The following is a 20,966-nucleotide window of genomic DNA, read 5'->3' as shown; positions in this document are numbered from 1 at the left end:
GAAGTGACTGCTTTCGCAATTTTCGCAGCCGTCAGCGGCCAATTAACGGACATCGCCAAGCCTATCCAGCCATGGGTGCTCATCTAACGTACTGAGGCCCATCATGACGGGCCGACACTTCTGGGCTTCAAACTGACTACTGGTGAGTGTCCGCCTCTTCAGCCGGATAAAACTCGCCCTCCTTCCCCATCTTTTTCAGCCGTTCGCGCACAATTGACTCAACGCTGGCCACTGCAGCCTGATCGTCAGGATTGACCAACTGCACGCACAGGCGTCGGACATTCTGGTCGTGCGTGCCCTCGCTCATCATTTCGTGAGAGAAGACTTGTTCGCCGCGCCATAGGCACAGCTGGGTATGCGTCTCGCCCAGCCATATCTCGTTGATTGATCCAAGATCGGCGGTCGCCAGTTGATCCACGGTGATTGTGTTGTCCATTGCGCTGTACCTTACCGATGAGTAGATACAGATAGACTTGCAGGCGCCGTGGGTCGTTCCCGGCATCAGCAGTTCAACCGCACCCAGGGTGGCAGACCACGCGCCAAACGAAAAAAGACGCCGAAGCGTCTATTGCGTAAATCCCAGGCAAAAAAAAGCCACTCTATTGAGTGGCTTTTTCTTTGTGTTTGGAGCGGGAAACGAGACTCGAACTCGCGACCCCGACCTTGGCAAGGTCGTGCTCTACCAACTGAGCTATTCCCGCGTCTTGGTGGTGTGCATTCTATAGAATCCAGAACCCCCGTCAACCCCTTGATTCAAAAAAGTTTTATTTCTTTTCAACGGTGGTGCGCAGATGTGGCCAGGCGGCACGCAAATACTGAAGCATGGACCACAACGTCAGGCCCGCGGCGATCAGCAGCAAGGCGTAGCCCGTGAGCACCCAGAAGGAGAAGTCCGATGGATTGGCCAGCAGGATCACCAATGCGAGCATTTGCGCAGCGGTTTTCCATTTGCCCATGTTGGAGACCGCCACGTGGGCGCGCGCGCCGATTTCGGCCATCCATTCGCGCAGGGCCGAGACGACGATCTCGCGGCCGATGATCACCGCGGCCGGCAGCGTCAGCCACAGGTTGCCGTGCTCCTGCACCAACAGGACCAGGGCGACAGCCACCATCAGCTTGTCGGCCACCGGATCAAGGAACGCGCCAAAGGGCGTGCTCTGTTCCAGGCGACGTGCCAGGTAGCCGTCAAGCCAGTCGGTTGCGGCTGCAAAGGCAAACACTGAACTGGAGGCGGCATAGCTCCATTCGTACGGCAAATAGAACAACAAAATGAAAATCGGAATGAGCAGGACGCGTAGAACGGTAATCAGATTAGGGATATTCATCGGCACAACTGGCTACGAGGTGAGAAGGCATTCTATTCGCTGTGCAGGTTTGCATAAATCAACTCAGCGAGCTTTTTACTGATACCGGGTGCTTTGGCTATTTCGTCAATGCTGGCACGGGACAGCTCCTGCAAGCCACCAAAATGTTTTAGCAGGTCGCGGCGGCGTGTCGGGCCAACGCCCGCTACCCCTTCCAGGGTTGAGGTTCGACGGGTTTTGCCGCGACGGGCACGGTGGCCAGTAATGGCAAAACGGTGGGCCTCGTCACGGATCTGTTGAATCAGGTGCAGCGCGGGTGAGTCGCCCTTCAAGGTGAACTCATGGGCGGCATCATTCAAGTACAACGTCTCGAAACCGGCCTTGCGCGTTGCGCCCTTGGCCACGCCGAGCAGGATCAGGTCGGGCACGGCCAGTTCGTTGAGCACGTCACGGGCCATGGACAGCTGGCCCTTGCCGCCGTCCACCAGGAGGATATCCGGCAGTTTGCCCTCTCCGTCCTTCAACTTGCTGAACCGTCGCGTCAGGGCCTGGTGCATCGCGGCGTAGTCATCGCCGGCGGTAACGCCTTCGATGTTGTAGCGCCGGTAATCGGATTTGATCGGCCCTTCCGGCCCGAACACCACACAGGACGCCACGGTGGCTTCGCCGCTGGAGTGGCTGATGTCGTAGCACTCCAGCCGTTGCGGCGGCTCGTCCAGGTTAAGGACCTCAGCCAAGGCGTCAAAGCGTGCGGCCACATGCTGCCGATTGGCCAGACGCGCACTCAGGGCCTGCTCGGCGTTTGTGACCGCCAGTTGCTGCCAACGGGCACGGGTACCGCGCACGCGGTGACTGATGTCCAGCTCACGGCCGCGCAACTCATGGATGGCCTCGATCAGTGTGGGGAAGTCTTCATGCACCACGTTGACGATCAACTCCGAGGGCAGATCGCGCTCGGGGCTGCTGACGTAGTACTGACCGAGGAAGGCGGCCATGACTTCAGCCACTTCCTCGTCGATCCCGGTTTGCGGGAAGAAGTTCTTGCTGCCCAGCACTCGCCCGCCACGCACGCTGATCAAATGCACACAGGCGCCGCCCGGGTTGACGAAGGCGGCGATGACATCGACGTCGCCGTTGCCGCCCTCCATGCTTTGCTGGTCCTGGACACGGCGCAACAGAGAGATCTGGTCGCGCAACTCGGCGGCACGCTCGAAATCCAGCGTGCTGGCAGCTTGCTCCATGGCGCCGGAGAGCTCATCGGTGAGCGCATTGCTGCGCCCTTCAAGGAACATCACCGAATGGCGCACATCCTCGGCGTACTCCGCCGGATCAACCAGGCCGACACAAGGCGCCTTGCATCGCTTGATCTGGTACTGCAGGCAAGGCCGCGTGCGGTTCTTGTAGAAACTGTCTTCGCACTGGCGCACAAAAAAGGTCTTTTGCAGCAGGCTCAGGCTTTCGCGGATTGCACCCGCGCTGGGGTACGGCCCGAAATACTTGCCCTTCTGCTTCTTCGCGCCGCGGTGAATGCTCAGTCGCGGGAAATTGCCGTCGGATAAAAACACGTAGGGGTAGGATTTATCGTCACGCAGCAGAATGTTGTAGGGCGGCCGCCATTCCTTGATCAGCGTCTGCTCAAGCAACAGCGCTTCGGTTTCATTGACGGTGATGGTGGTTTCAACCTGGGCGATACGCGCCACCAAGGCAGCGGTTTTCGTCGCCAGGCCGGTCTTGCGAAAGTAGCTCGCCAGACGGTTTTTCAGGTTCTTGGCTTTGCCCACGTAAAGCAGGCGTGCCTCGCTGTCGAACATGCGGTAAACGCCGGGGCGGCCACTGCAGGTTGAGAGAAAGGCACTTGGATCAAACGGTGTGGTCATGTCAGGCGCTGGCGTCCACCATGCCGTGGCGCACCGCGAGCAGGGTCAATTCAACATCACTGCTGATGGCGAGCTTCTCGAAAATGCGATAGCGGTAGGTGTTAACGGTTTTGGGCGACAGGCAAAGCTTGTCGGAAATCGTCTGCACTTTCTGGCAGCCGACGATCATCAAGGCAATCTGGATTTCCCGCTCCGACAGCGCATCAAACGGCGAGTCGCTGGTGGGCTGGAAAGATTTGATAGCCAACTGTTGGGCAATCTGCGGGCTGATATAACGCTGGCCGGCAAATACCAGGCGAATGGCTTGCACCATCTCCGCCAGGCCCGCACCTTTGGTCAGGTAACCGGCCGCGCCTGCCTGCAGCAGACGTGTAGGAAAAGGGTCTTCCTCACACACGGTCACCACCACGACTTTAATGTCCGGATGGCTGCGCAACAATTTGGTAGTGGCACCAAGACCGCCGATCCCAGGCATCTTGACGTCCATCAAAACCACATCGGGTTTCAACTCCCGGGCCTTGATCAGGGACTCCTCCCCTGACTCGGCCTGACCGACTACTTGCAGGCCATCGATGTCAGCCAGCATTCGTGTAATGCCTGTACGAACGAGATCATGGTCATCGACTACTAGCACCCTAATCAAGCAGACACCTCGCGATATGGTCTTATAGGTTGCTGAACACCTTAGCAAAAAACCAGGGCGCAGACCTAGCTGCAAGCGTCATATATATAGAGTTTACGCACGCCATCGGTGCCCGACTTGCGCCAGACAGCCGATTTTACTGAGCAAAAGGTCAGCTTTGCGTGAGAGCCGACTTGTGTTTTCCGTTCTGCGACACGGAGTGTTCCGCCAGTGTGGAGGTTAGTCGGCGGATAGCGTCCTGATCTTCCTTGAGCATCACCCGGTAGTTTTCCAGGATTTTTTCTTCCAGCTGACTGAGGTTTTCCAGCTGGATAGGCGTCGGACTTCCCGTCAGCACATATAAAACATCTACACCACGCTGAGCCACGCGTGACAGGTAGTCCGCCTTGGGTGCGCGGCCACCGCTCTCGTATTTGCCCTGGGCATTTGCTTCAACGCCGCCGATTTCACCAAAAACTTTCTGTGACAGGCCAAGACGTTCTCTTTCCTGTCTTAAACGCGAACCAATTCCACTCATTTGGATGTATGATCCTGTCTGGCACACCCCAAGAGGTGACACACTCATCTCGTTTTAAACAAACTTGAACGGTTTTGAACTATGCCCGGTATTCGCACTGCTGCACAAGCCAAGGCCTGGCTGGAACATCAAGGAAAGTCAGTTCAAGCGTTTGCCCGTGAGCACGGCGTTGATCCGGCCACGACCTATCAAGTGCTCGCTGGGCGTAAAAAAGGACGGCGTGGGGAAGCCCACAAGGTGGCGGTCCTGTTGGGCATGAAAGAAGGGATTATCGTGGATGAGCCCGTGGCCCTGAACCGCGACCCGGAAATCGTTTCCTGATCGCAGTATGCGCCTATTGGCAAGACGTGCCTGTTTTAGTCCGATGGACCTGCCTGACACTCGCGCTCCATGCGCCAGAAGCAACCCTCTTCCCCTACGATGCTCAACCCCAGGCGCTGATACAACCTGCGCGCCGGATTGGTTTTGAACACCGTCAAGCGTAAAAGACCCAGCCCTTGTTCACGCGCCTTGAGCGCCATCTGCTCGAGTACCCAGCTGCCTGCGCCCTGCTTGCGGTGGTTTTCGGACAAGTGCAATTCGCGAATGTACAGAGCATTGTTGTCACGGCTCAGGCTGATAAACCCCAACACTGCGTCGTCCTTGCAGATCATCCAGTTCTCGCGGCTTCCCCAGCCCACATCAAAGCCATAGTCAGACCACACAAGACCGTATTGCAGGTAGTAGCCGCCCATGGCTTGGCAGGTCAGCCTCCGTGCGAATGGCAAGTCATCGCCAGTCGCGGCGCGCAGGTGAAACGTCATTTACAGGGCAACCACGTGGCCAGACCAGTGGCCGCCATCGCGGCGGGCAAGCACCAACGCGTCGCCAGTGCCCGGTGCGGCGGCCAGCACGCTGCCGTCCGCGGCCCAGATGGCGCTGCGCCCTGCGCAGGCCCAGCCGCCTGAAGGCCCGCCATGGTTGGCCATCAATACCAGCATGCGATGCTCGGCGGCATACCCCTGGAGCAGCGCGCTGTCTGCGGCGTAGCCACCCTCGCTGATCAACACGCCGGCGGCGTACACATTGGCGCCGGCCTGCGCGGCCTCACGTGGGTGGCTGGCGTGGGAAAAGTCTGCGCAAACCGCCAGCGCAATACGATCATCCGCCCATTCGAGGGCGGCACCGCCCTGCCCTGCGACGAACGCCACGTCTTCACCCGCATGCAAATGCTGCTTGGTGTAGACCGCCAGCGACCCGTCCGCCGCCAACACCAGCGCGCCGATCAACACGCCCGCCCCGTTCGCCAAACGGACCGGCATCCCCACCACCGCCGTCAATTGCAGCGCCTGCGCCTTCTCACGCAGTGGCGCAAGCCGTGCATCCTCTGGCGCCATCGCCAGTTCAGCGGCCAGCGCCGGCTCGTAGCCAGTCAACGACAGCTCTGGAAACACCAGTAACTGCGCACCGTGCTCCGCCGCCACCTGCATAAACGCCAAGTGCCGCTGGATATTGGCCGGCACATCGCCTGCGATTGAAGTGGTCTGAGCAGCAGCAAGGGTCAAGGCAGTCATGGTCGCGTCCAAGCCATCAATATCTAAGTGTCAGCAGCATATCGACACTCACCCCGTAGCCGTAAGTACCTCAGGCGATAGAAATTACTGATTGAATCCACCCGCGTGCCTCTAGTAGGCTCCACCCATCATTTGGAGACACACCATGTTGCAACTCACCCACACTCAGGTTTGCCCTGCTGCCAGCGCCCCGCGCTCGGTATCGGCTACCCGCGTGAACGGTTCGAGCGCACTGGTCAGCTTTTATTTTGGGTATTGGTTTAGCCACTGGCGCGCCTGATACCTGAAATCGGCGCCCACTACTCAAGGGGTCGCCTACCAGAGAAATCTAACCCCCGGTCGGCTCCCCGACCGGGGGTTTTGTTTTTTCAGCCCCTACTTATTTTGCTTCACACCGAACACTAAAAGGACTCACGACATGAACTACGCCACCTATTACCGCTACGACACCTGCACTGCATGGCGATTTAGCAAGCTCCGTTCGGGACAGCCTGCCGCCTCCGATCGGTCACCTATTGGTGGCAAGCCAACACACGTAGCCAATACGGCCAATTGTCGAACACCCCAGTAGGGCAGAGCGCGCGGGAATCGCCCGCCGCTTGCCCAGGAAGCCTTGAATATGAACTCTGCCACCGCCGCCTTGCCTGTTGCCAACCTGTCCAGCGCCAATGAAGCCCTGACCCAGCGCCTGCCCAGCTCGCTTGAACTCAAGCACCAGTTGCCCCTGAGCCCCTTCCTCAACGAACAGATCCACGCCCATCGCCAAGCCGTGCGCGCCATCCTCAACGGTGAAGACGCCCGTTTGCTGGTGATTGTCGGCCCGTGCTCGATCCACGACCCCGAATCGGCCATGGAATACGCGCGCAATCTGAAGAAACTGGCGCTTGAAGTCAGCGACCAGATGCTGCTGGTGATCCGCGCCTACGTGGAAAAACCGCGCACCACCATCGGCTGGAAAGGCCTGGCCTACGACCCGCACCTGGACGGCAGCGATGACATGGCCGCAGGCCTGACCCTGTCGCGCGAACTGATGCGTGAAATGCTGCGCCTGGGCCTGCCGGTCGCCACCGAGCTGCTGCAACCCATGGCCGCCGGCTACTTCGATGACCTGCTCAGTTGGGTCGCCATTGGCGCACGCACCACCGAGTCGCAGATCCACCGCGAAATGGCCAGCGGCCTGGGCATGCCGGTCGGCTTCAAGAACGGCACCGACGGCGGCGTCGCGATTGCCTGTGACGCGATGCGCTCGGCGTCACACCCGCACCGCCACTTCGGCGTCGACAGCCAGGGCCATCCGGCAATCATCCAGACCCCAGGCAACCCCGACACGCACCTGGTGCTGCGCGGCGGGCACCGTGGGCCAAACTACGATGCGCAAAGCGTGGCGCAGGTAAAACACGATTTGGCCAAGTCCAAGGTCGCGGCGCGGATCATGGTCGATTGCAGCCACGCCAACAGCGGCAAAGACCCGCTGCGTCAGCCGGCCGTGTTCAACGACGTGCTGGAACAACGCCTGCAAGGCGACACCTCGCTGATCGGCATGATGCTCGAAAGCCATCTGTTCGAAGGTTGCCAGCCGTTGAGCGCATCGATGAAATACGGCGTGTCGGTGACCGATGGTTGCCTGGGCTGGGACTGCACCGAACAGTTGTTGCGCAGTGCGGCAGAGCGGTTGCGGGAGCAACACAAAGCCAACTGACAGAAGCGGATCATAAATGTGGGAGCTGGCTTGCCTGCGATAGCGGTGTATCAGGCTACAGATCTTTAGCTGATGTACCGTAATCGCCGGCAAGCCAGCTCCCACACTTGAACAGCGCTGGACTCAGGAAAGTGGGTATAGCGCCTCATCGAATTGTTCCAATTTCGGGAATATCAAAGGCTGCTCTTGCGCCAGACCTTGCAACCGCCGCGCATACCCCAACAGAAACTCCCGCCGCGCCTCGTCGCTGATATACGGCACATGCCAGGCCACAAAGGGCGCCAGCACTTCATACCCGACATACGCCAGCGTGCCGCGCAGAATCGGCTTCAACATCTCCTCCAGCGGCCCGTGAATAGCGCCTTCGCCAAACATATGCTCACGCCCGCCCAGGGTCACCGTGACCAGCGCCCGCTTGCCCGCCAGCCCGCCCTGATCGTAAAAACGCTTGCCGCCGTAACACACGCCCGACACCAGCACCCGGTCGATCCAGCCCTTGAGCATCGCCGGCGCCGAGAACCAGAAGATCGGAAAGTTAAGAATCAGCAAATCGGCCCACAACAACTTGTCCAACTCAGCCTGGATATCCGCCGCGATCGACTGCTTCTTCACCCCCAGCCGTTGCTCCAGGGCGTACACCAAATAGTCAGGATTCTCCCGTGTCGAAAAATCCGCCGCCGACGCTACGGGGTTCCACTGCATGGCATACAAGTCGCTGACCTGCACCGCATGCCCCTGCTCTTGCAGCGTGCTGACCGCCTGGTCGCGCAAGGCGGCGGTAAAGGACTGCGGTTCAGGATGGGCGTGAACAATCAAAACCTTCATGTGAATTCCTCAAACGGTGGGCGCCGCCCGTTGGGCCAGCAAATGATCGAGCCAGTCCGGGTCCATTTCCGGTTCCGATGAAAACAACAGGCCGGTGTAGTCCTGGTAAGGCGGGGTAAAAATCGCGCTGCGGCTGCCCTGGTCAACCACCCTGCCCCGCTGCATCACCACCACCTCATCGGCAATCGCGCGCACCGTGGCGACGTCGTGGGTGATAAACAGGTAAGCCACACCCAGTTGCTGCTGGAGGCGGTTGAGCAACTTCAGCACGCCTTCGGCCACCAGTTGATCGAGGGCTGAGGTGACTTCGTCGCAGATGATCAATTGCGGGTCGGCCGCCAGTGCACGGGCGATGCAGATGCGCTGCTTCTGCCCGCCGGACAGCTCGCGCGGTTGGCGCTCCATGAACACCGCCGGGTCCAGTTCGATCATCTCCAGCAGCTCGGCCACCCGCGCGCGCATCGCCCTGCCCTTGAGGCCCAGGTAAAACGTCAGTGGCCGGCCGATGATGTCGACGATGCGCTGGCGCGGGTTCAGCGCCGTGTCGGGGATCTGGTAGATCATCTGGATACGCCGCAACTGCTCCTTGCTGCGCCGCCGAAAATCCACCGGCAGCGCCTCGCCGTCGTACAACACCTGTCCCGCCGTGGCGGGCAGCAGGCCGGTGATCAGCCGCGCGGTAGAGCTTTTGCCACTGCCGGATTCGCCGATCACCGCCAGGGTCTGGCCGCGATGCAGCTGCAGCGACACCTCATGCAGCACCGGTTGATGCCCGTAGCTGGCACACACCTGGCGCACCTCCAGCAGCGGCACGTCCTGGGCCGGGCGCGCCTTGGGCTCGGTGCGAAAGCTACGCACCGCCCACAGCGATTGGGTGTACGCCTGCTGCGGCTGGCTGAGCATGCTGCGAGTGTCGGCTTCCTCGACCCGCTTGCCGTGGCGCAGCACCATGATGCGATCGGCCATCTGCGCCACCACCGCCAAATCGTGGCTGATATACAGCGCGGCGCTGCCGAAGGTTTTCACCGCGTCGCGAATGGCTGCCAGCACTTCGATCTGGGTGGTGACGTCGAGGGCGGTGGTGGGTTCGTCGAAGATGATCAAGTCCGGGTGGCAGGCCATCGCCATCGCCGTCATCACCCGCTGCAATTGCCCACCTGACACTTGATGCGGATAGCGTTGGCCAATGGTTTCGGGGTTGGGCAAGCGCAGCACGCGGTACAACTCCACCGCTTCGCGCTCGGCCTGGGCGCGGCTGATACCGCCGTTGATCACCGCGGTTTCCACGTGCTGATCGATCAGGCGGTGCGCCGGGTTGAAGGACGCCGCCGCGCTTTGCGCCACATACGCGATGCGCAAACCACGCAGCTTGCGCAAGGCCTCAGGCTTGGCCTGCAGCAACGCGATGCCGTCAAAACACACCGAGCCGCCGACAATGCGGCAACCGTCGCGCGCATACCCCATCGCCGCCAGGCCAAGGGTGGATTTACCCGCTCCCGACTCGCCGATCAGCCCCAGCACTTCGCCGCGTTGCAAGGTCAGGTCGATGCCCTGGATCAGCGGGTGCCAGGCGTCTTCGTAATGCCCTTCAACCTGCAGGTTGCGGATTTCCAGCAATGGCCTGTCCATCCTCAACACTCCTTCAGGCCGCTGGATGTATGCAGCATCCAGTCGACGACAAAATTCACGCTGACCGTAATCAAGGCCACCGCCAGCGCCGGCAGCAACGGGCTGATGTCGCCGAAGGTGATCAACACCGCGTTATCGCGCACCATACTGCCCCAGTCGGCGGTGGGCGGTTGAATGCCCAGGCCCAGGAACGACAACGCGCTGATAAACAGGAACACAAAGCAAAAGCGCAGGCCGAATTCGGCAATCAACGGCGCGGCAGCGTTGGGCAGCACTTCGCGGCTGACCAGCCACCACAAGCCTTCGCCACGCAGGCGTGCGGCTTCGACAAAATCCTGCACCACCACGGTCATCGCCACCGCGCGAGACAAGCGGAACACCCGCGTCGAATCCAGCAGCGCAATCACCACCACCAGCGACGTCGCGTTGGTGCCCACCACGCTGAGGATCAGCAAGGCAAAAATCAGCTGCGGGATTGCCATCAGAATATCCACCACCCGCGACAGCCCCTGGTCAATCCAGCCGCCCTTGATGGCCGCGACCAAGCCGCTCAAGCCGCCCAGCAGGAACGCCAGCGTGGTAGTCAGGAAGGCGATGCCCAGGGTATTGCGCGCGCCGTAGACGAGGCGGCTGAACATATCGCGCCCGAGGTTATCGGTGCCCAGCAAAAACTGACCGCTCCAGGGCGCGAACCCCTCGCCCACCACCTGGGTTTCGCCATACGGCGCCAGCAGCGGCGCAAACAGCGCCACCGCGATGTACAACACAATAATCAGCAGGCCGAACTTGGCGCTCAACGGCGCCCTGGCCACGTGGCTCAACAGGCTCATGGTCTACCCCTTTGGGTGCATCAGGCGTGGGTTGCTGGCGATGGACAGCACATCCGCCGAGGTATTGAGCAGGATGTAGGTGGCGGCAAAGATCAGGCTGCACGCCTGCACCACCGGGATGTCGCGCTTGGACACCGAGTCCACCAGCAATTGCCCCAGCCCCGGATAGACAAACACCACTTCGACCACCACCACGCCCACTACCAGGTACGCCAGGTTCAGCGCCACCACGTTGACGATGGGTGCCAGTGCATTGGGCAACGCGTGGCGCCAGATAATCCGCGACGGGCGAATGCCCTTGAGCCGGGCCATTTCGATGTAGGGGCTGGCCAGCAGGTTGATCAAAGAGGCACGGGTCATGCGCATCATCTGCGCGATCACCACCAGGCTCAGTGTGGCAACCGGCAACACCGAGCGCTCAAGGATCGTGGCGAACGACGCATCCGGTGCCAGGTTGGACAGGCTGGGAAACCAGCCGAGCTTCACCGAAAACACCAGGATCAGCAGGTAGGCGACAAAGAACTCCGGGAACGACACGGCACTCAAGGCCGTGGTGTTGAGCAGGCGATCAAACCAGCTGTTGCGGTACAGCGCCGCCAACATGCCCAGCACCAGCGCGGTGGGCACCGAGACCAACGCCGCCAGGGCGGCCAGGCTCAGCGTGTTGCCCAACCGCGCGCCGATCAGCTCGGCGATAGGCCGCTGGTTGGCCAGTGAAGCGCCCAGATCGCCGTGCAGCAGGCGCAACAGCCATTGCGCAAAGCGCGTGAACGGCGGCAAATCCAGGCCCAACTGCGCGCGAAACGCCGCCACGGTTTCCGGCGTGGCCGACTGGCCGAGCATGGCCTGGGTAATATCGCCCGGCAGCATGCCCACGGCGAGAAAGATGATCACCGAGACCGCGAACAACGACAGCACGCCGAGGGCGAGACGTTGGAGGATGAGCTTCAACAAACTATTCATGGGTGCATTGCTCCTGAAACACCACAAACCCTATGTGGGAGCGGGCTTGCTCGCGAAAGCGGTGTGCCAGCCACTACATGTGTCAACTGACAGAGCGCTTTCGCGAGCAAGCCCGCTCCCACAATTTGATCTTCATTGTTAGTAGGGGCTCTAGGCTTGCCACCAGCGCTCAATCAGCCGCAGCCCATCCAACTCACCATAAGGCGCGGTCAGCGGCCCATGGCTGACGCGGTTCGAACGCGCCGCCACAGAGCTGGCGAACAGCGGCACAATCGCACCGCCATCGTCCCGGCACAGGGCCTGCATTTCGTTGTACATCTCCTGGCGCAGTGGCGCGTTCATCTCGCCACGCGCGGCCGTGAGCAGTTGGTTGAAGCGCGCGTTGTCCCAGTGGGTTTCGTTCCACGCCGCGCCTTTGGCGTAGCCGATGCTGAACATGCGGTCGGCGGTCAGGCTGCTGTACCAGAACGAGGTGGTGAACGGCTGCTTCATCCACACATTGGAGAAGTAGCCGTCGGCCGGCTCGCGCACCACGTCAATGTCGATACCGGCCTGGCGCGCCTGCTCCTTGAACAGCACCGAGGCGTCCACCGCGCCGGTGTAAGCCGCGTCGGAAGCTTGCAGGCGCACCTTGAGCGACTCCACCCCGGCCTTGCGCAAGTAGAAGCGCGACTTGTCCGGGTCGTAGGCGCGCTGCTCCAGCGCGGCGTTGATAAAGCGGCTGCCCGGCTGGATCGGATGGTCGTTGCCCACCAGGCCATAACCATGCAGCACCGACGCCAGCAGGGTTTCGCGGTTGATCGCGTGCTTCATGGCCATGCGAATGTCGTTGTTCTTGAACTCGTTGCTGTCGCACAGCATCGGGAAGGTGTAGTGCTGGGCGCCCTTGGTTTCTTCAATCACCAAGCCTGGGTTGCGCTTGAGCAATGCCACGGTTTTCAGGTCGACTTTGTTGATCACATCGACTTGCCCGGTGACCAGCGCATTGACCCGCGCGGCGCCGTCGGCGATGGCGAGCAACTCGGCACTGGCGAAGTGGGCGCGACCGGGTTTCCAGTAATCGGGGTTGCGCTCCAGGTCCATGCGCACGCCAGGTTCAAAGCTTTTCAGGCGATAGCCACTGGTGCCCACACCGGCCTGCCAATCGGCGGCGCCATCCTTGGCGGGCATGATCACCAAATGGTAATCGGCCACCACATAGGCAAAATCCGCGTTGCCCGAATGCAGCTCGAACACCACCGCGTCGTTGCCGTTGGCGCTGACGCTGGCGACATCACCGAGCACCGTCTTGGCCGCCGACGTGGAGTCCTTGCTCAAGTGATGATTGATCGACACCACCACGTCTTCGGCGGTCAGGGTTTTGCCATTGTGGAAGGTCACGCCCTGGCGCAAGTGAAAGGTCCACACGCGCGCGTTCGCGGTGGACTCAAAGCGCTCGGCCAGTTCGGGGATTGCACTGCCGTCCACGGCGATTTCAGTCAGGGTGTTGTACACCGCCGAGAAGCCGACGAAGGTAAACGTGTCGACCCAGGAGCCGGGGTCGCGCGAATCGGTGGTGCTGCCGCCGGCCAGGCCCAGGCGCAGCACGCCGCCCGGCTTGGGCGCTGCGTCTTCGCCGAAGGCGTGCAAGGGCAGGCCCATGGAAAACGCCGCCGCCACCGCGCCGGCCACGGCGCTGTGTTTGAGGAAGTCCCGTCGGTGCATCGCTTGAGTCATTTTGTTGTTGTTTTCGCTCATGGTCTTGCTCCTCTAAAGGTCAACAGGCATAGGCATGTTTCAACTCGATCAAGGTCACGCCATTGCGTTTGAAGCCGTTGCGCAAGTCCGTTTGCAATTCATCCAGGTTCTTTGGCTGGTTCACGGTGCACCCGAACGCCTGGGCGAACAGCGCGAAATCCGGGTTGCGCGGCAGTACGCCGATGGGCTCGATGTCGAGGCTGAGCATGTCATCGCGAATTTGCCCGAGGGCATCGTTGTTCCACAGCAGCACCACCAGTGGGCTGTCCAGCTCTTCAACGGCAGTGGCCAATTCCTGGGCGGTGTAGAGGAAGCCGCCGTCGCCCACCAGCACCAACCCTGGCCGCAGAGGCGCGCCGAACGTGGCGCCGATGCCCGCCGGCAAGCCATAGCCCAAGGTGCCGTAGCCGGTGGGGTGCAGCCAGCTGCGCGGGGCGCGGCTGCGGTAGGCATAGTTGCCGGTGTAGGCGAGTTGGGTCATGTCAGTGCTGATAAAAGCATTGGCGGGCAGTTCGGCCTCGACGCGGTCGAGGATGGCTTGGTGGATCGACTGCAAGGGCCCGTGTCCCAGCTCAACGGCCTGGAGCAATGTGGCGACTTTTTTGATTGCCGCTTCAGCGTCTCGCGGCGCCGTCGGCAAGCGCTCCAGCAACGCCAGCACAGTGCTGTTGGCATCGCCGTGCAGCGCCAGCGTGCACGGGTAAAAATCATTGAATTTGCGTGGGTCGATGTCCACGCGCAACAGCTCACCGGTGATGGGCAAGCGCTCACGCCAGTAATCGGTGTCGGCCATTTCCGTGCCGACCGCCAGCACCACATCGGCCTCGCTGATCAGTTGCCAGCCGGGTTCGACGCACAGGGTTGAACCGGCATTCAGCGGGTCATTGACCGGCACCAAACCCTTGCCCGCGACACTGGTAAAAAACGGCGCCGCCAGTTGCGTGCTCAAGCGCTGCAAAGCCTCCCCCGCCGCCAGCGCGCCGCCACCGGCAATGATCATTGGCCGTTTGGCCGAAGCGAGCTTGGCCACCGCCTGATCCAGCACCTCGGCCATTGGCACGCCACGCCCTGAACCGCGTACTACCTCATTGCTCCAGTCCCTTTGAATCGGCGCCGCCAACACATCCAGCGGCACCGAGATATGCACCGGCCGTGGCCGCTCGCTGTCGAACACCGCGTAGGCACGGGCGACCAGCTCGGGCAAATCCTCGGCGCACAACGCCACCGCCGAAAACGCCGTGATTGGCGCGGTGATTGCGCGCTGGTCCTGGGTTTCATGCAGGCTGCCCCACCCCTTGCCGAGGCTGGCGGTGTGGTTGACGCTGGAAATCACCAGCATCGGGATCGAGTCGGCGTAAGCCTGGCCGATTGCGGTTGCCGCATTGGTAACACCAGGGCCGGTGATCACAAAGCACACGCCCGGCTTGCCGCTGACCCGCGCATAGCCGTCGGCCATGAAACCTGCGCCTTGTTCATGGCGCGTGAGCACATGCCGAATGCCGCTGCCGGGCAAGCCGCGATACAGCTCCAGCGTGTGCACGCCGGGAATGCCGAATACCGTATCGACGCCATAGTTGGCGAGCAACCGCACCAGCGCTTGGCCGCCGGTGATTGTTTTAGCGTGCATGACCATCTCCTAGGCGAATCAATGCATCGACCGCCGTGGCGCCGCGGGCACTGACCAGCAATGGGTTCACATCCAGTTCCAGTAACTGCCCGGCATTCGCGCAGGCGTAGTCGGCCACCGCGCGGATGGCCGCGACCAGCGCGTCCATATCCGCCACCTCACGGCCACGAAAGCCTTGCAGCAATGCCGCGCTGCGCAGGCTGAGCAACGCGTTGCGAATCGCGCTGTCGGTGGTCGGCAACAACAGGCTGCGGCTGTCCTTGAGCAACTCCACGAGGATGCCGCCAGCACCAATCACCAAGGCCAGGCCGAAGTCGTTTTCACGCTTGATGCCCACGATCAGCTCCGCCAACGGCTGGGTTGCCATCGACTCCAGCAGTAATTGATCGAAGGCGACACCCGGTGCGTACGCGGCGATTTGCCCGCGCATGCGCTCGAGTGCGGTCGCCAGCGCCACGTCGTCTTCGAGGTTCAGCGCCACGGCACCCGCTTCGGTTTTATGCGGCAAATCAGCGCTGACGGCCTTGAGCACCAACGGGTAGCCCAACAGCTTGGCGTCCACGATCGCCCGCCCCGGCGTGCTCAATACAGCAGCCGGCGTATTCAGGCCGAAGGCGCGCAAGGCTTGTTTGGACGCCCACTCATCCAGCGCCAAACCCTGGCTCTGAAGGGGTTGCGGGCACAGCGGCGCAAGGATCGATTCGCCGCGCTCGAGCAACACGCGACGATTATTTTGGTAGTCGGCGATGCGGCCCCACGCGGCGAACGCGTCCTCCACGCCTTGCAGCGCGGCGATGCCTTGGGCATGCAGACGCTCGCGTGCATGGGCCGGCAGCAATTCGGGAAAGGCCGAGGTGACGAAGCCGGTCTTGCCATGCCGCGCGAGTGCGTCGCAGAACAGCGCCAACAGCACGTCACATTCCTTGCGCTCGCCGGTGAATTCAGCCGGGTAATCCAGCACCAGCATGGCTGCATCCGCGTCGGTACGCAGGGCCGTGTCGAGCATGCTGCCGAGTGCGTCGCGGTCGCCCCAGATGGCGGTGGTGAAATCCAGCGGGTTGACCAGGTTGGCGTAGCTGGGCAACACCTGCGCCAGCTCGCCGCGCTGGCCTTCGTCCAGTTCTGGCAGGGCCAGATGGTTGCGCTCGGCATAGTCGGCAATCAGCCCTGCATCGCCGCCCGAACAAGCCAGCGCGATGAGGCGATTGCCCGCCGGCAGATGGCCGCACGCGGCGGCTTTCAGGGTTTCGACAAAACTCACCGGGCCGCTGACGCGAATCACGCCCAGCCGTGCAAACAGGCTGTCGTACAGCGCGTCCGAACCGGATAGCGAGCTGGTATGACTCAACGCCAGCTCGGCGCCAATCTGCGACACGCCGGTTTTCAGCGCGATGATCGGGATGCCTTTTTCCAGGGCCTTGTGCGCCGCGCGAGCAAACGCCGGCACATTCTTCAAGCCTTCCAGGTGCAGGCCGATGGCGGTGACGCGCGGCTCATCGAGCAACACGTCCATCAGTTCGGCCACCCCCAGTTGCGCCTGGTTGCCCACCGACGCCATGTAGGCCACCGGCAGCGAGCGGTCGCTCATCGACAGGTTGTAGGCGAAGTTGCCGCTCTGGGTCAGCACTGCCACGCCCTTGTGCACCGCTTTGCCGCCATGAGCCACCGGCCACAGGGCCGAGCTGTGCAGGTAATCGAGCAGGCCGTAGCAGTTGGGGCCGAGCAATGCCATGTCACCCGCGGCCCTCAGCAACTGCTGTTGCAGGGCTAGGCCGGTGGCCCCGGTTTCGGCAAAACCCGAGGCGTAGCAAATCGCGCCGCCGGTACCGATGGCGGCCAGTTCCGCCACGCAGGTCAGCGTCAGTTCACGGTTGGTGGCGATAAACACCGCATCCGGGCCGCAGGGTAAATCGGCGATGCGGCGCACACACGGGATACCGTCGAGGCTGTCGTGCTGCGGGTTGACCAGCCACATGGGCCCGGTAAAACCGCCGTCGGCGCAGCGCTTGAGCGCGCGCGCCATGCTGCGCCCACCGACGAAGGCCAGGTGCCGGGGCGCCAGCAGGCGCTTGAGGTTGTCGCGAATAGCCTGGGACATAAGCGTTCTCCGCGCCGATCAGCGCAACAGCGGCCGCAGCAGTTCACGGGCGATGATATGGCGCTGGATTTCCGAGGTACCTTCCCAGATCCGTTCGATGCGTGCGTTGCGCCAGATGCGCTCCACCGGCCCTTCGTCCATCAAACCCATGCCACCGAAAATCTGCACGGCTTCATCAGCGACGTTGCCCAGGGTTTCGCTGGCAAACAGCTTGGCCATGCCGGCCTCGCCGTCGGTCATGCTGCCCTGGTCCATCTTCCAGGCGGTGTGCAGGGTCAGCAGCTCGGCGGCGCGAATCTGCGTGGCCATGTCAGCGAGTTTGAAACTCACGCCCTGGTAGGTGCCGATGGGTTGGCCGAACTGCTTGCGGTCGGCGGCCCATTGCAGCGACACGTCCAGCGCGCGCTGAGCCTGGCCGACGCAGTTGGCGGCGACCATCACGCGCCCGGCGGTGAGCCAGGCATTGGCCACGTCCCAACCCTTGCCGACTTCGCCAAGCACCTTGGACGCGGGCACACGGCAGTCGTCGAAGAACATTTCATAGGTGTGATAACCACGGTTGCTCACGCACTTGGGGCCACGGCGGATGGTCATGCCGGGCGTGCCGCGATCGACCAGAAACGAGGTCACCGCATTGCGCTGACGGCCGTTGTGTTCATAGGTGTCGGTCACCGCAAAGACGATGGCGAAATCGGCGTGGCCGGCGTGGCTGATGAAGTGCTTGCTGCCGTTGATGACGAAGTCATCGCCGCTGCGCACGGCGCGGGTCTTGATGGCGTTGGCGTCAGAACCGGCACCCGGCTCGGTCAGCGCGAAGCAGTCGATTTTCTTGCCCTGCACGCACGGCAACAGGTAGTCCTCAATCTGCGCGCCGGTGCACGCCATGAGAATTTTCGAAGGCCGCGCAACGAACACGTGCAGTGCCCACGAGACCTTGGACAGCTCCCGCTCGATCAGTGCCTGGGACAGGTAGTCCAGGCCGCCACCGCCCACCTCTTCGGGCATGTTGAAGGCATAGAAACCGGCGGCAATCGCCTTGTCACGGATCTGCGCGGCAAGCTCGGGCGACACCTCATCGGCACGGTCCACCGCCTCTTCGTGCGGCAGCAACTCCTTGGCGACAAAGCTGCGTACGGCGTCCACCAACATGTCTTGTTCTTGGCTGAGTTGGAAATTCATGGCGCTACCTGCTCGGGGTGTTGTCGTTATTGGCCGCAGAAATTCGGTGAACGCTTTTGCATGGACGCGCGCAGGGCTTCGGCGCCATCGACACTGCGCCCACACAACAGGCCAGCCGCCAGTTCGGCGTGCAATTGCTCGGGCAGGCTGCGGGCGGCGCCTTCGCGAATCAGCGTCTTGGTTTGGGCGAACGCGAAGGTCGGGCCATTGGCCAGGCGGGAGGCCAGCGCCATGGCGTGGGCGTGCAGGTGCTCGTCGGCGACCACCTCACCGACCAGGCCGGCGGCCAGTGCGCGGTCGGCACTCCACAGCTCATCGAGAAACAGCAGGCGCTTGGCTTGCTCGCTGCCGATCAAGCGCGGCAGGTGCCAGCTGGCACCGGCATCCGGCGAGTAAGCCATGCTGGTGTAGCCGGCCTTGAAGCGCGCCGATTGGGCGGCGATGCGCAAGTCGCAGCACAAGGTCAGATCCATGCCGGCGCCGACCGCCGTGCCGTTGATCGCAGCAATCGTGGGTTTGTCGAGGGTGTGCAGGCGGGTCATCAGGGCGTGGGCGGTTTCGGTCCAGCCGTAGGTTTCCAGGGCGCCACGCGATTCGGCTTCGGCCCACTCCGCCAGGTCGGCGCCGGCGCAGAAGCTGCGGCCGCTGCCGGTCAACACCACCACGCGCACGGCGGGGTCGCGGTTGAAGGTGTCGAGCAAGGCATGCAGGTGCTTGAGGGTTGGGATATCCAGAGCATTGCGCTGGGGACCACGGTTAAGGGTGATCCAGGCGACGCCTGCTTGCACATCGGTGAGCACGGGCGAATCGGTAGTCATGGCTTCCTCGAATTATTTTAATTGGCGTGAGGGGTGCGACATGGCGAGATACTAAACGAGTGTTCAGCAAGGAGGCAATCGGCAAACTGCAAATATTTTCGGACGGGAAATAGCCGCCTGAACCTTGCGTCCAGACGGCGAGAGAGGCTCAGGGTTTGAGCAGGTAACGCTGGCGACCGCCGCTTTGCAGGCCATCGACCCACGCCTCGCAAATCTGGATGCCCTGCTCCGGTGTGAAGGTGCCGGGGTTGAGCCCCGACTCCAGCCACAAACCGTCGAGCAAGGCGCTGAGGGCGATGGCGGCAAGGTCGGCGTCGAACTGCTGCCAGCCCTCTTCCCGGGCCATGTCGGTCAGGGCGCAGCGCATGATGGTGCGGTACTCGCCGTAGGAGTGTTCGTGGGCCTGGTTGATCGCGGGCGCCGTTTTCACCGCGCCCCAGAACACCAGCCACGCATCGAGCAGTTGCGGGTCGAGCAATTCAGGCGAAAACGACCCCCGGAACAACGCCGACAGGCGCTCGCGAGGCTCGGGCGGCGCCTTGGCCATGGTCTCGCGCAGCAGGCTCATGACTTGGCCGGTGATCGTGCGGTAAGCCTCGGCCACCAGCTCATCCTTGCCCGAATAGTGGTGGCTGATCAGCCCGACCGACACCCCGGCCTCGGCGCTGATCTTACGGATCGATGCCCCCTGGAAACCGTCGCGCTTGAGGCACGTCAGCGTTGCCTGGACCAGATTGGCCTTGCGCAATTGCGGTTCCATCCTGGAAAAACGGGATTCCTGGGTCATGGGGCGATGTCCTTCGGTTGAGTCGGCTGCACGACTCTACATCAGTCCCTGTAACCGGGCGACACGCGATCGAGCATCCGCAGCAACGCCGCCCATGCCAACTGCGTGGCGTCCGGATCGGTCAATTCGCCTTCCTGCAGCGCGCGACCGGGGTTGTTGAACTGCTGCTCGGTGTGGGCGCAGATCTCGGCGGGCGGCAGGACTAATGCGCCGCAAGCCTGGGCGGCAATCTGGATATCGCAGGCCTTTTCCAGGTAGTACATGCGCAGGAACGCTTGGCTGACCGTCTCGCCCACCGTCAGCAAACCATGGTTGCGCAGCATCAGCACCGGCTTGTCGCCCAGGTCGTGCACCAGCCGGCGCTGCTCGGCCATGTCCAGGGCGACGCCTTCATAATCGTGGTAGGCGACCTTGCCGTAGAACTCCATCGAGATCTGGTTGACCGGCAACAACCCGCACGCCAGCGCCGCCACGGCGCAGCCCGCACGGGTGTGGGTGTGCAGCACGCACTGGGCGTCTTCGCGCGCACCGTGGATGGCGCTGTGGATGACAAAACCAGCCGGGTTCACCGCATAAGCCGACGGCTCCACCGCGCGGCCATCCAGGCCGATCTTGACCAGACTGGAGGCGGTGATTTCATCGAACATCAGCCCGTAAGGGTTGATCAGGAAGTGATGCTCAGGCCCGGGAATGCGCACCGAGATGTGGGTGAAGATCAAGTCGCTCATGCGGTAGTGCGCGATCAGGCGATAGCAGGCGGCGAGTTCTTCGCGCAGTTGCTTCTCGGCGGAGTCAGTCATTTTTATTCTCCAGGCACGCGGTTGGTGAAGGCGACGCTAAGCCAGGCGCCAGTAAAAAAACAAGTTGATTTTTTACTGGC

The 20,966-nt window shown here is 62.1% G+C and carries 20 protein-coding genes and 1 tRNA gene; 2 read left to right on the top strand and 19 right to left on the bottom strand.

The features are described from left to right. Positions 1-136: 136 nt before the first annotated feature. The 6 genes from AACU78_RS04320 to AACU78_RS04295 all read right to left on the bottom strand — a co-directional run bounded on the left by AACU78_RS04320 (position 137) and on the right by AACU78_RS04295 (position 4,341). Complete coding sequence (locus tag AACU78_RS04320; RefSeq protein ID WP_106579989.1) at positions 137-436, bottom strand: hypothetical protein; 300 nt, start codon at positions 434-436, stop codon at positions 137-139. Between the two features lie 189 nt (positions 437-625). Further along, positions 626-701, bottom strand: a tRNA-Gly gene (locus tag AACU78_RS04315). Positions 702-764: 63 nt separating this feature from the next. After that, on the bottom strand, positions 765-1,325 hold the full coding sequence (gene pgsA / locus AACU78_RS04310) for a CDP-diacylglycerol--glycerol-3-phosphate 3-phosphatidyltransferase (RefSeq protein ID WP_003232771.1): 561 nt from the start codon (positions 1,323-1,325) through the stop codon (positions 765-767). A 32-nt stretch (positions 1,326-1,357) separates the two neighbouring features. Continuing rightward, on the bottom strand, positions 1,358-3,181 hold the full coding sequence (gene uvrC / locus AACU78_RS04305) for an excinuclease ABC subunit UvrC (protein ID WP_106579988.1): 1,824 nt from the start codon (positions 3,179-3,181) through the stop codon (positions 1,358-1,360). Between the two features lies 1 nt (position 3,182). After that, positions 3,183-3,824 carry a response regulator transcription factor GacA gene (gene gacA, locus AACU78_RS04300; protein ID WP_003190387.1) on the bottom strand — a complete coding sequence of 214 codons (642 nt, stop codon included), beginning with the start codon at positions 3,822-3,824 and terminating at the stop codon, positions 3,183-3,185. Positions 3,825-3,975: 151 nt separating this feature from the next. Next, positions 3,976-4,341, bottom strand: a complete 366-nt coding sequence (locus AACU78_RS04295) for a helix-turn-helix domain-containing protein (protein ID WP_106579987.1) — start codon at positions 4,339-4,341, stop codon at positions 3,976-3,978. 81 nt (positions 4,342-4,422) lie between these two features. Here AACU78_RS04295 and AACU78_RS04290 point away from each other — a divergent pair, with 81 nt between their 5' ends. Further along, entirely contained in the window at positions 4,423-4,662 is a 240-nt protein-coding gene (locus AACU78_RS04290; RefSeq protein ID WP_106579986.1) for a DNA-binding protein, read from the top strand. A gap of 35 nt (positions 4,663-4,697) precedes the next feature. On the opposite strand, the gene AACU78_RS04285 is transcribed toward AACU78_RS04290, so the two are convergent. Beyond that, complete coding sequence (locus AACU78_RS04285) at positions 4,698-5,144, bottom strand: GNAT family N-acetyltransferase (RefSeq protein ID WP_106579985.1); 447 nt, start codon at positions 5,142-5,144, stop codon at positions 4,698-4,700. After that, positions 5,145-5,894, bottom strand: coding sequence for a carbon-nitrogen hydrolase family protein (locus tag AACU78_RS04280; RefSeq protein ID WP_106579984.1), 750 nt, complete (start codon positions 5,892-5,894; stop codon positions 5,145-5,147). Positions 5,895-6,513: 619 nt separating this feature from the next. Here AACU78_RS04280 and AACU78_RS04275 point away from each other — a divergent pair. Next, entirely contained in the window at positions 6,514-7,593 is a 1,080-nt protein-coding gene (locus tag AACU78_RS04275) for a 3-deoxy-7-phosphoheptulonate synthase (RefSeq protein WP_106579983.1), read from the top strand. 123 nt (positions 7,594-7,716) lie between these two features. Here the strand turns inward: AACU78_RS04275 and AACU78_RS04270 are convergent, their stop codons facing one another. From AACU78_RS04270 to AACU78_RS04220, 11 genes are all read right to left on the bottom strand, one after another. After that, a complete protein-coding gene (locus tag AACU78_RS04270) occupies positions 7,717-8,418 on the bottom strand; it encodes an NAD(P)H-dependent oxidoreductase (protein ID WP_106579982.1) in 702 nt (233 codons plus the stop codon). A 9-nt stretch (positions 8,419-8,427) separates the two neighbouring features. Next, positions 8,428-10,047, bottom strand: a complete 1,620-nt coding sequence (locus AACU78_RS04265) for an ABC transporter ATP-binding protein (protein ID WP_106579981.1) — start codon at positions 10,045-10,047, stop codon at positions 8,428-8,430. 2 nt (positions 10,048-10,049) lie between these two features. Then, positions 10,050-10,877 (bottom strand): ABC transporter permease, encoded by an 828-nt coding sequence (locus AACU78_RS04260; RefSeq protein WP_106579980.1) that lies wholly within the window; start codon positions 10,875-10,877, stop codon positions 10,050-10,052. A 3-nt stretch (positions 10,878-10,880) separates the two neighbouring features. Continuing rightward, positions 10,881-11,840, bottom strand: coding sequence for an ABC transporter permease (locus AACU78_RS04255; RefSeq protein WP_106579979.1), 960 nt, complete (start codon positions 11,838-11,840; stop codon positions 10,881-10,883). A 150-nt stretch (positions 11,841-11,990) separates the two neighbouring features. Next, the gene (locus AACU78_RS04250) at positions 11,991-13,577 is read right to left on the bottom strand and encodes an ABC transporter substrate-binding protein (protein WP_106579977.1); all 1,587 of its coding nucleotides are present in this window, start codon (positions 13,575-13,577) and stop codon (positions 11,991-11,993) included. 19 nt (positions 13,578-13,596) lie between these two features. Further along, positions 13,597-15,204 (bottom strand): 5-guanidino-2-oxopentanoate decarboxylase, encoded by a 1,608-nt coding sequence (locus tag AACU78_RS04245; RefSeq protein ID WP_106579976.1) that lies wholly within the window; start codon positions 15,202-15,204, stop codon positions 13,597-13,599. Further along, positions 15,194-17,302, bottom strand: a complete 2,109-nt coding sequence (locus AACU78_RS04240; RefSeq protein ID WP_106579975.1) for an acetate--CoA ligase family protein — start codon at positions 17,300-17,302, stop codon at positions 15,194-15,196. The genes AACU78_RS04245 and AACU78_RS04240 overlap by 11 nt, the downstream gene beginning before the upstream one ends. Positions 17,303-17,320: 18 nt before the next feature. Further along, positions 17,321-18,481: an acyl-CoA dehydrogenase family protein gene (locus AACU78_RS04235; RefSeq protein ID WP_106579974.1), complete on the bottom strand. Its 1,161-nt coding sequence runs from the start codon at positions 18,479-18,481 to the stop codon at positions 17,321-17,323. A 26-nt stretch (positions 18,482-18,507) separates the two neighbouring features. After that, on the bottom strand, positions 18,508-19,299 hold the full coding sequence (locus AACU78_RS04230; RefSeq protein ID WP_106579973.1) for an enoyl-CoA hydratase/isomerase family protein: 792 nt from the start codon (positions 19,297-19,299) through the stop codon (positions 18,508-18,510). 148 nt (positions 19,300-19,447) lie between these two features. After that, positions 19,448-20,086, bottom strand: a complete 639-nt coding sequence (locus AACU78_RS04225) for a TetR family transcriptional regulator C-terminal domain-containing protein (protein WP_106579972.1) — start codon at positions 20,084-20,086, stop codon at positions 19,448-19,450. A gap of 41 nt (positions 20,087-20,127) precedes the next feature. Continuing rightward, positions 20,128-20,886, bottom strand: coding sequence for a class II aldolase/adducin family protein (locus tag AACU78_RS04220; protein ID WP_106579971.1), 759 nt, complete (start codon positions 20,884-20,886; stop codon positions 20,128-20,130). Between the last annotated feature and the right edge of the window lie 80 nt (positions 20,887-20,966).

This window comes from Pseudomonas sp. R9.37 (assembly GCF_963878885.1).
GTDB lineage: Bacteria > Pseudomonadota > Gammaproteobacteria > Pseudomonadales > Pseudomonadaceae > Aquipseudomonas.
Note: the sequence above shows the minus strand (reverse complement) of the source record. Positions and strands in the feature narration are given on the sequence as shown.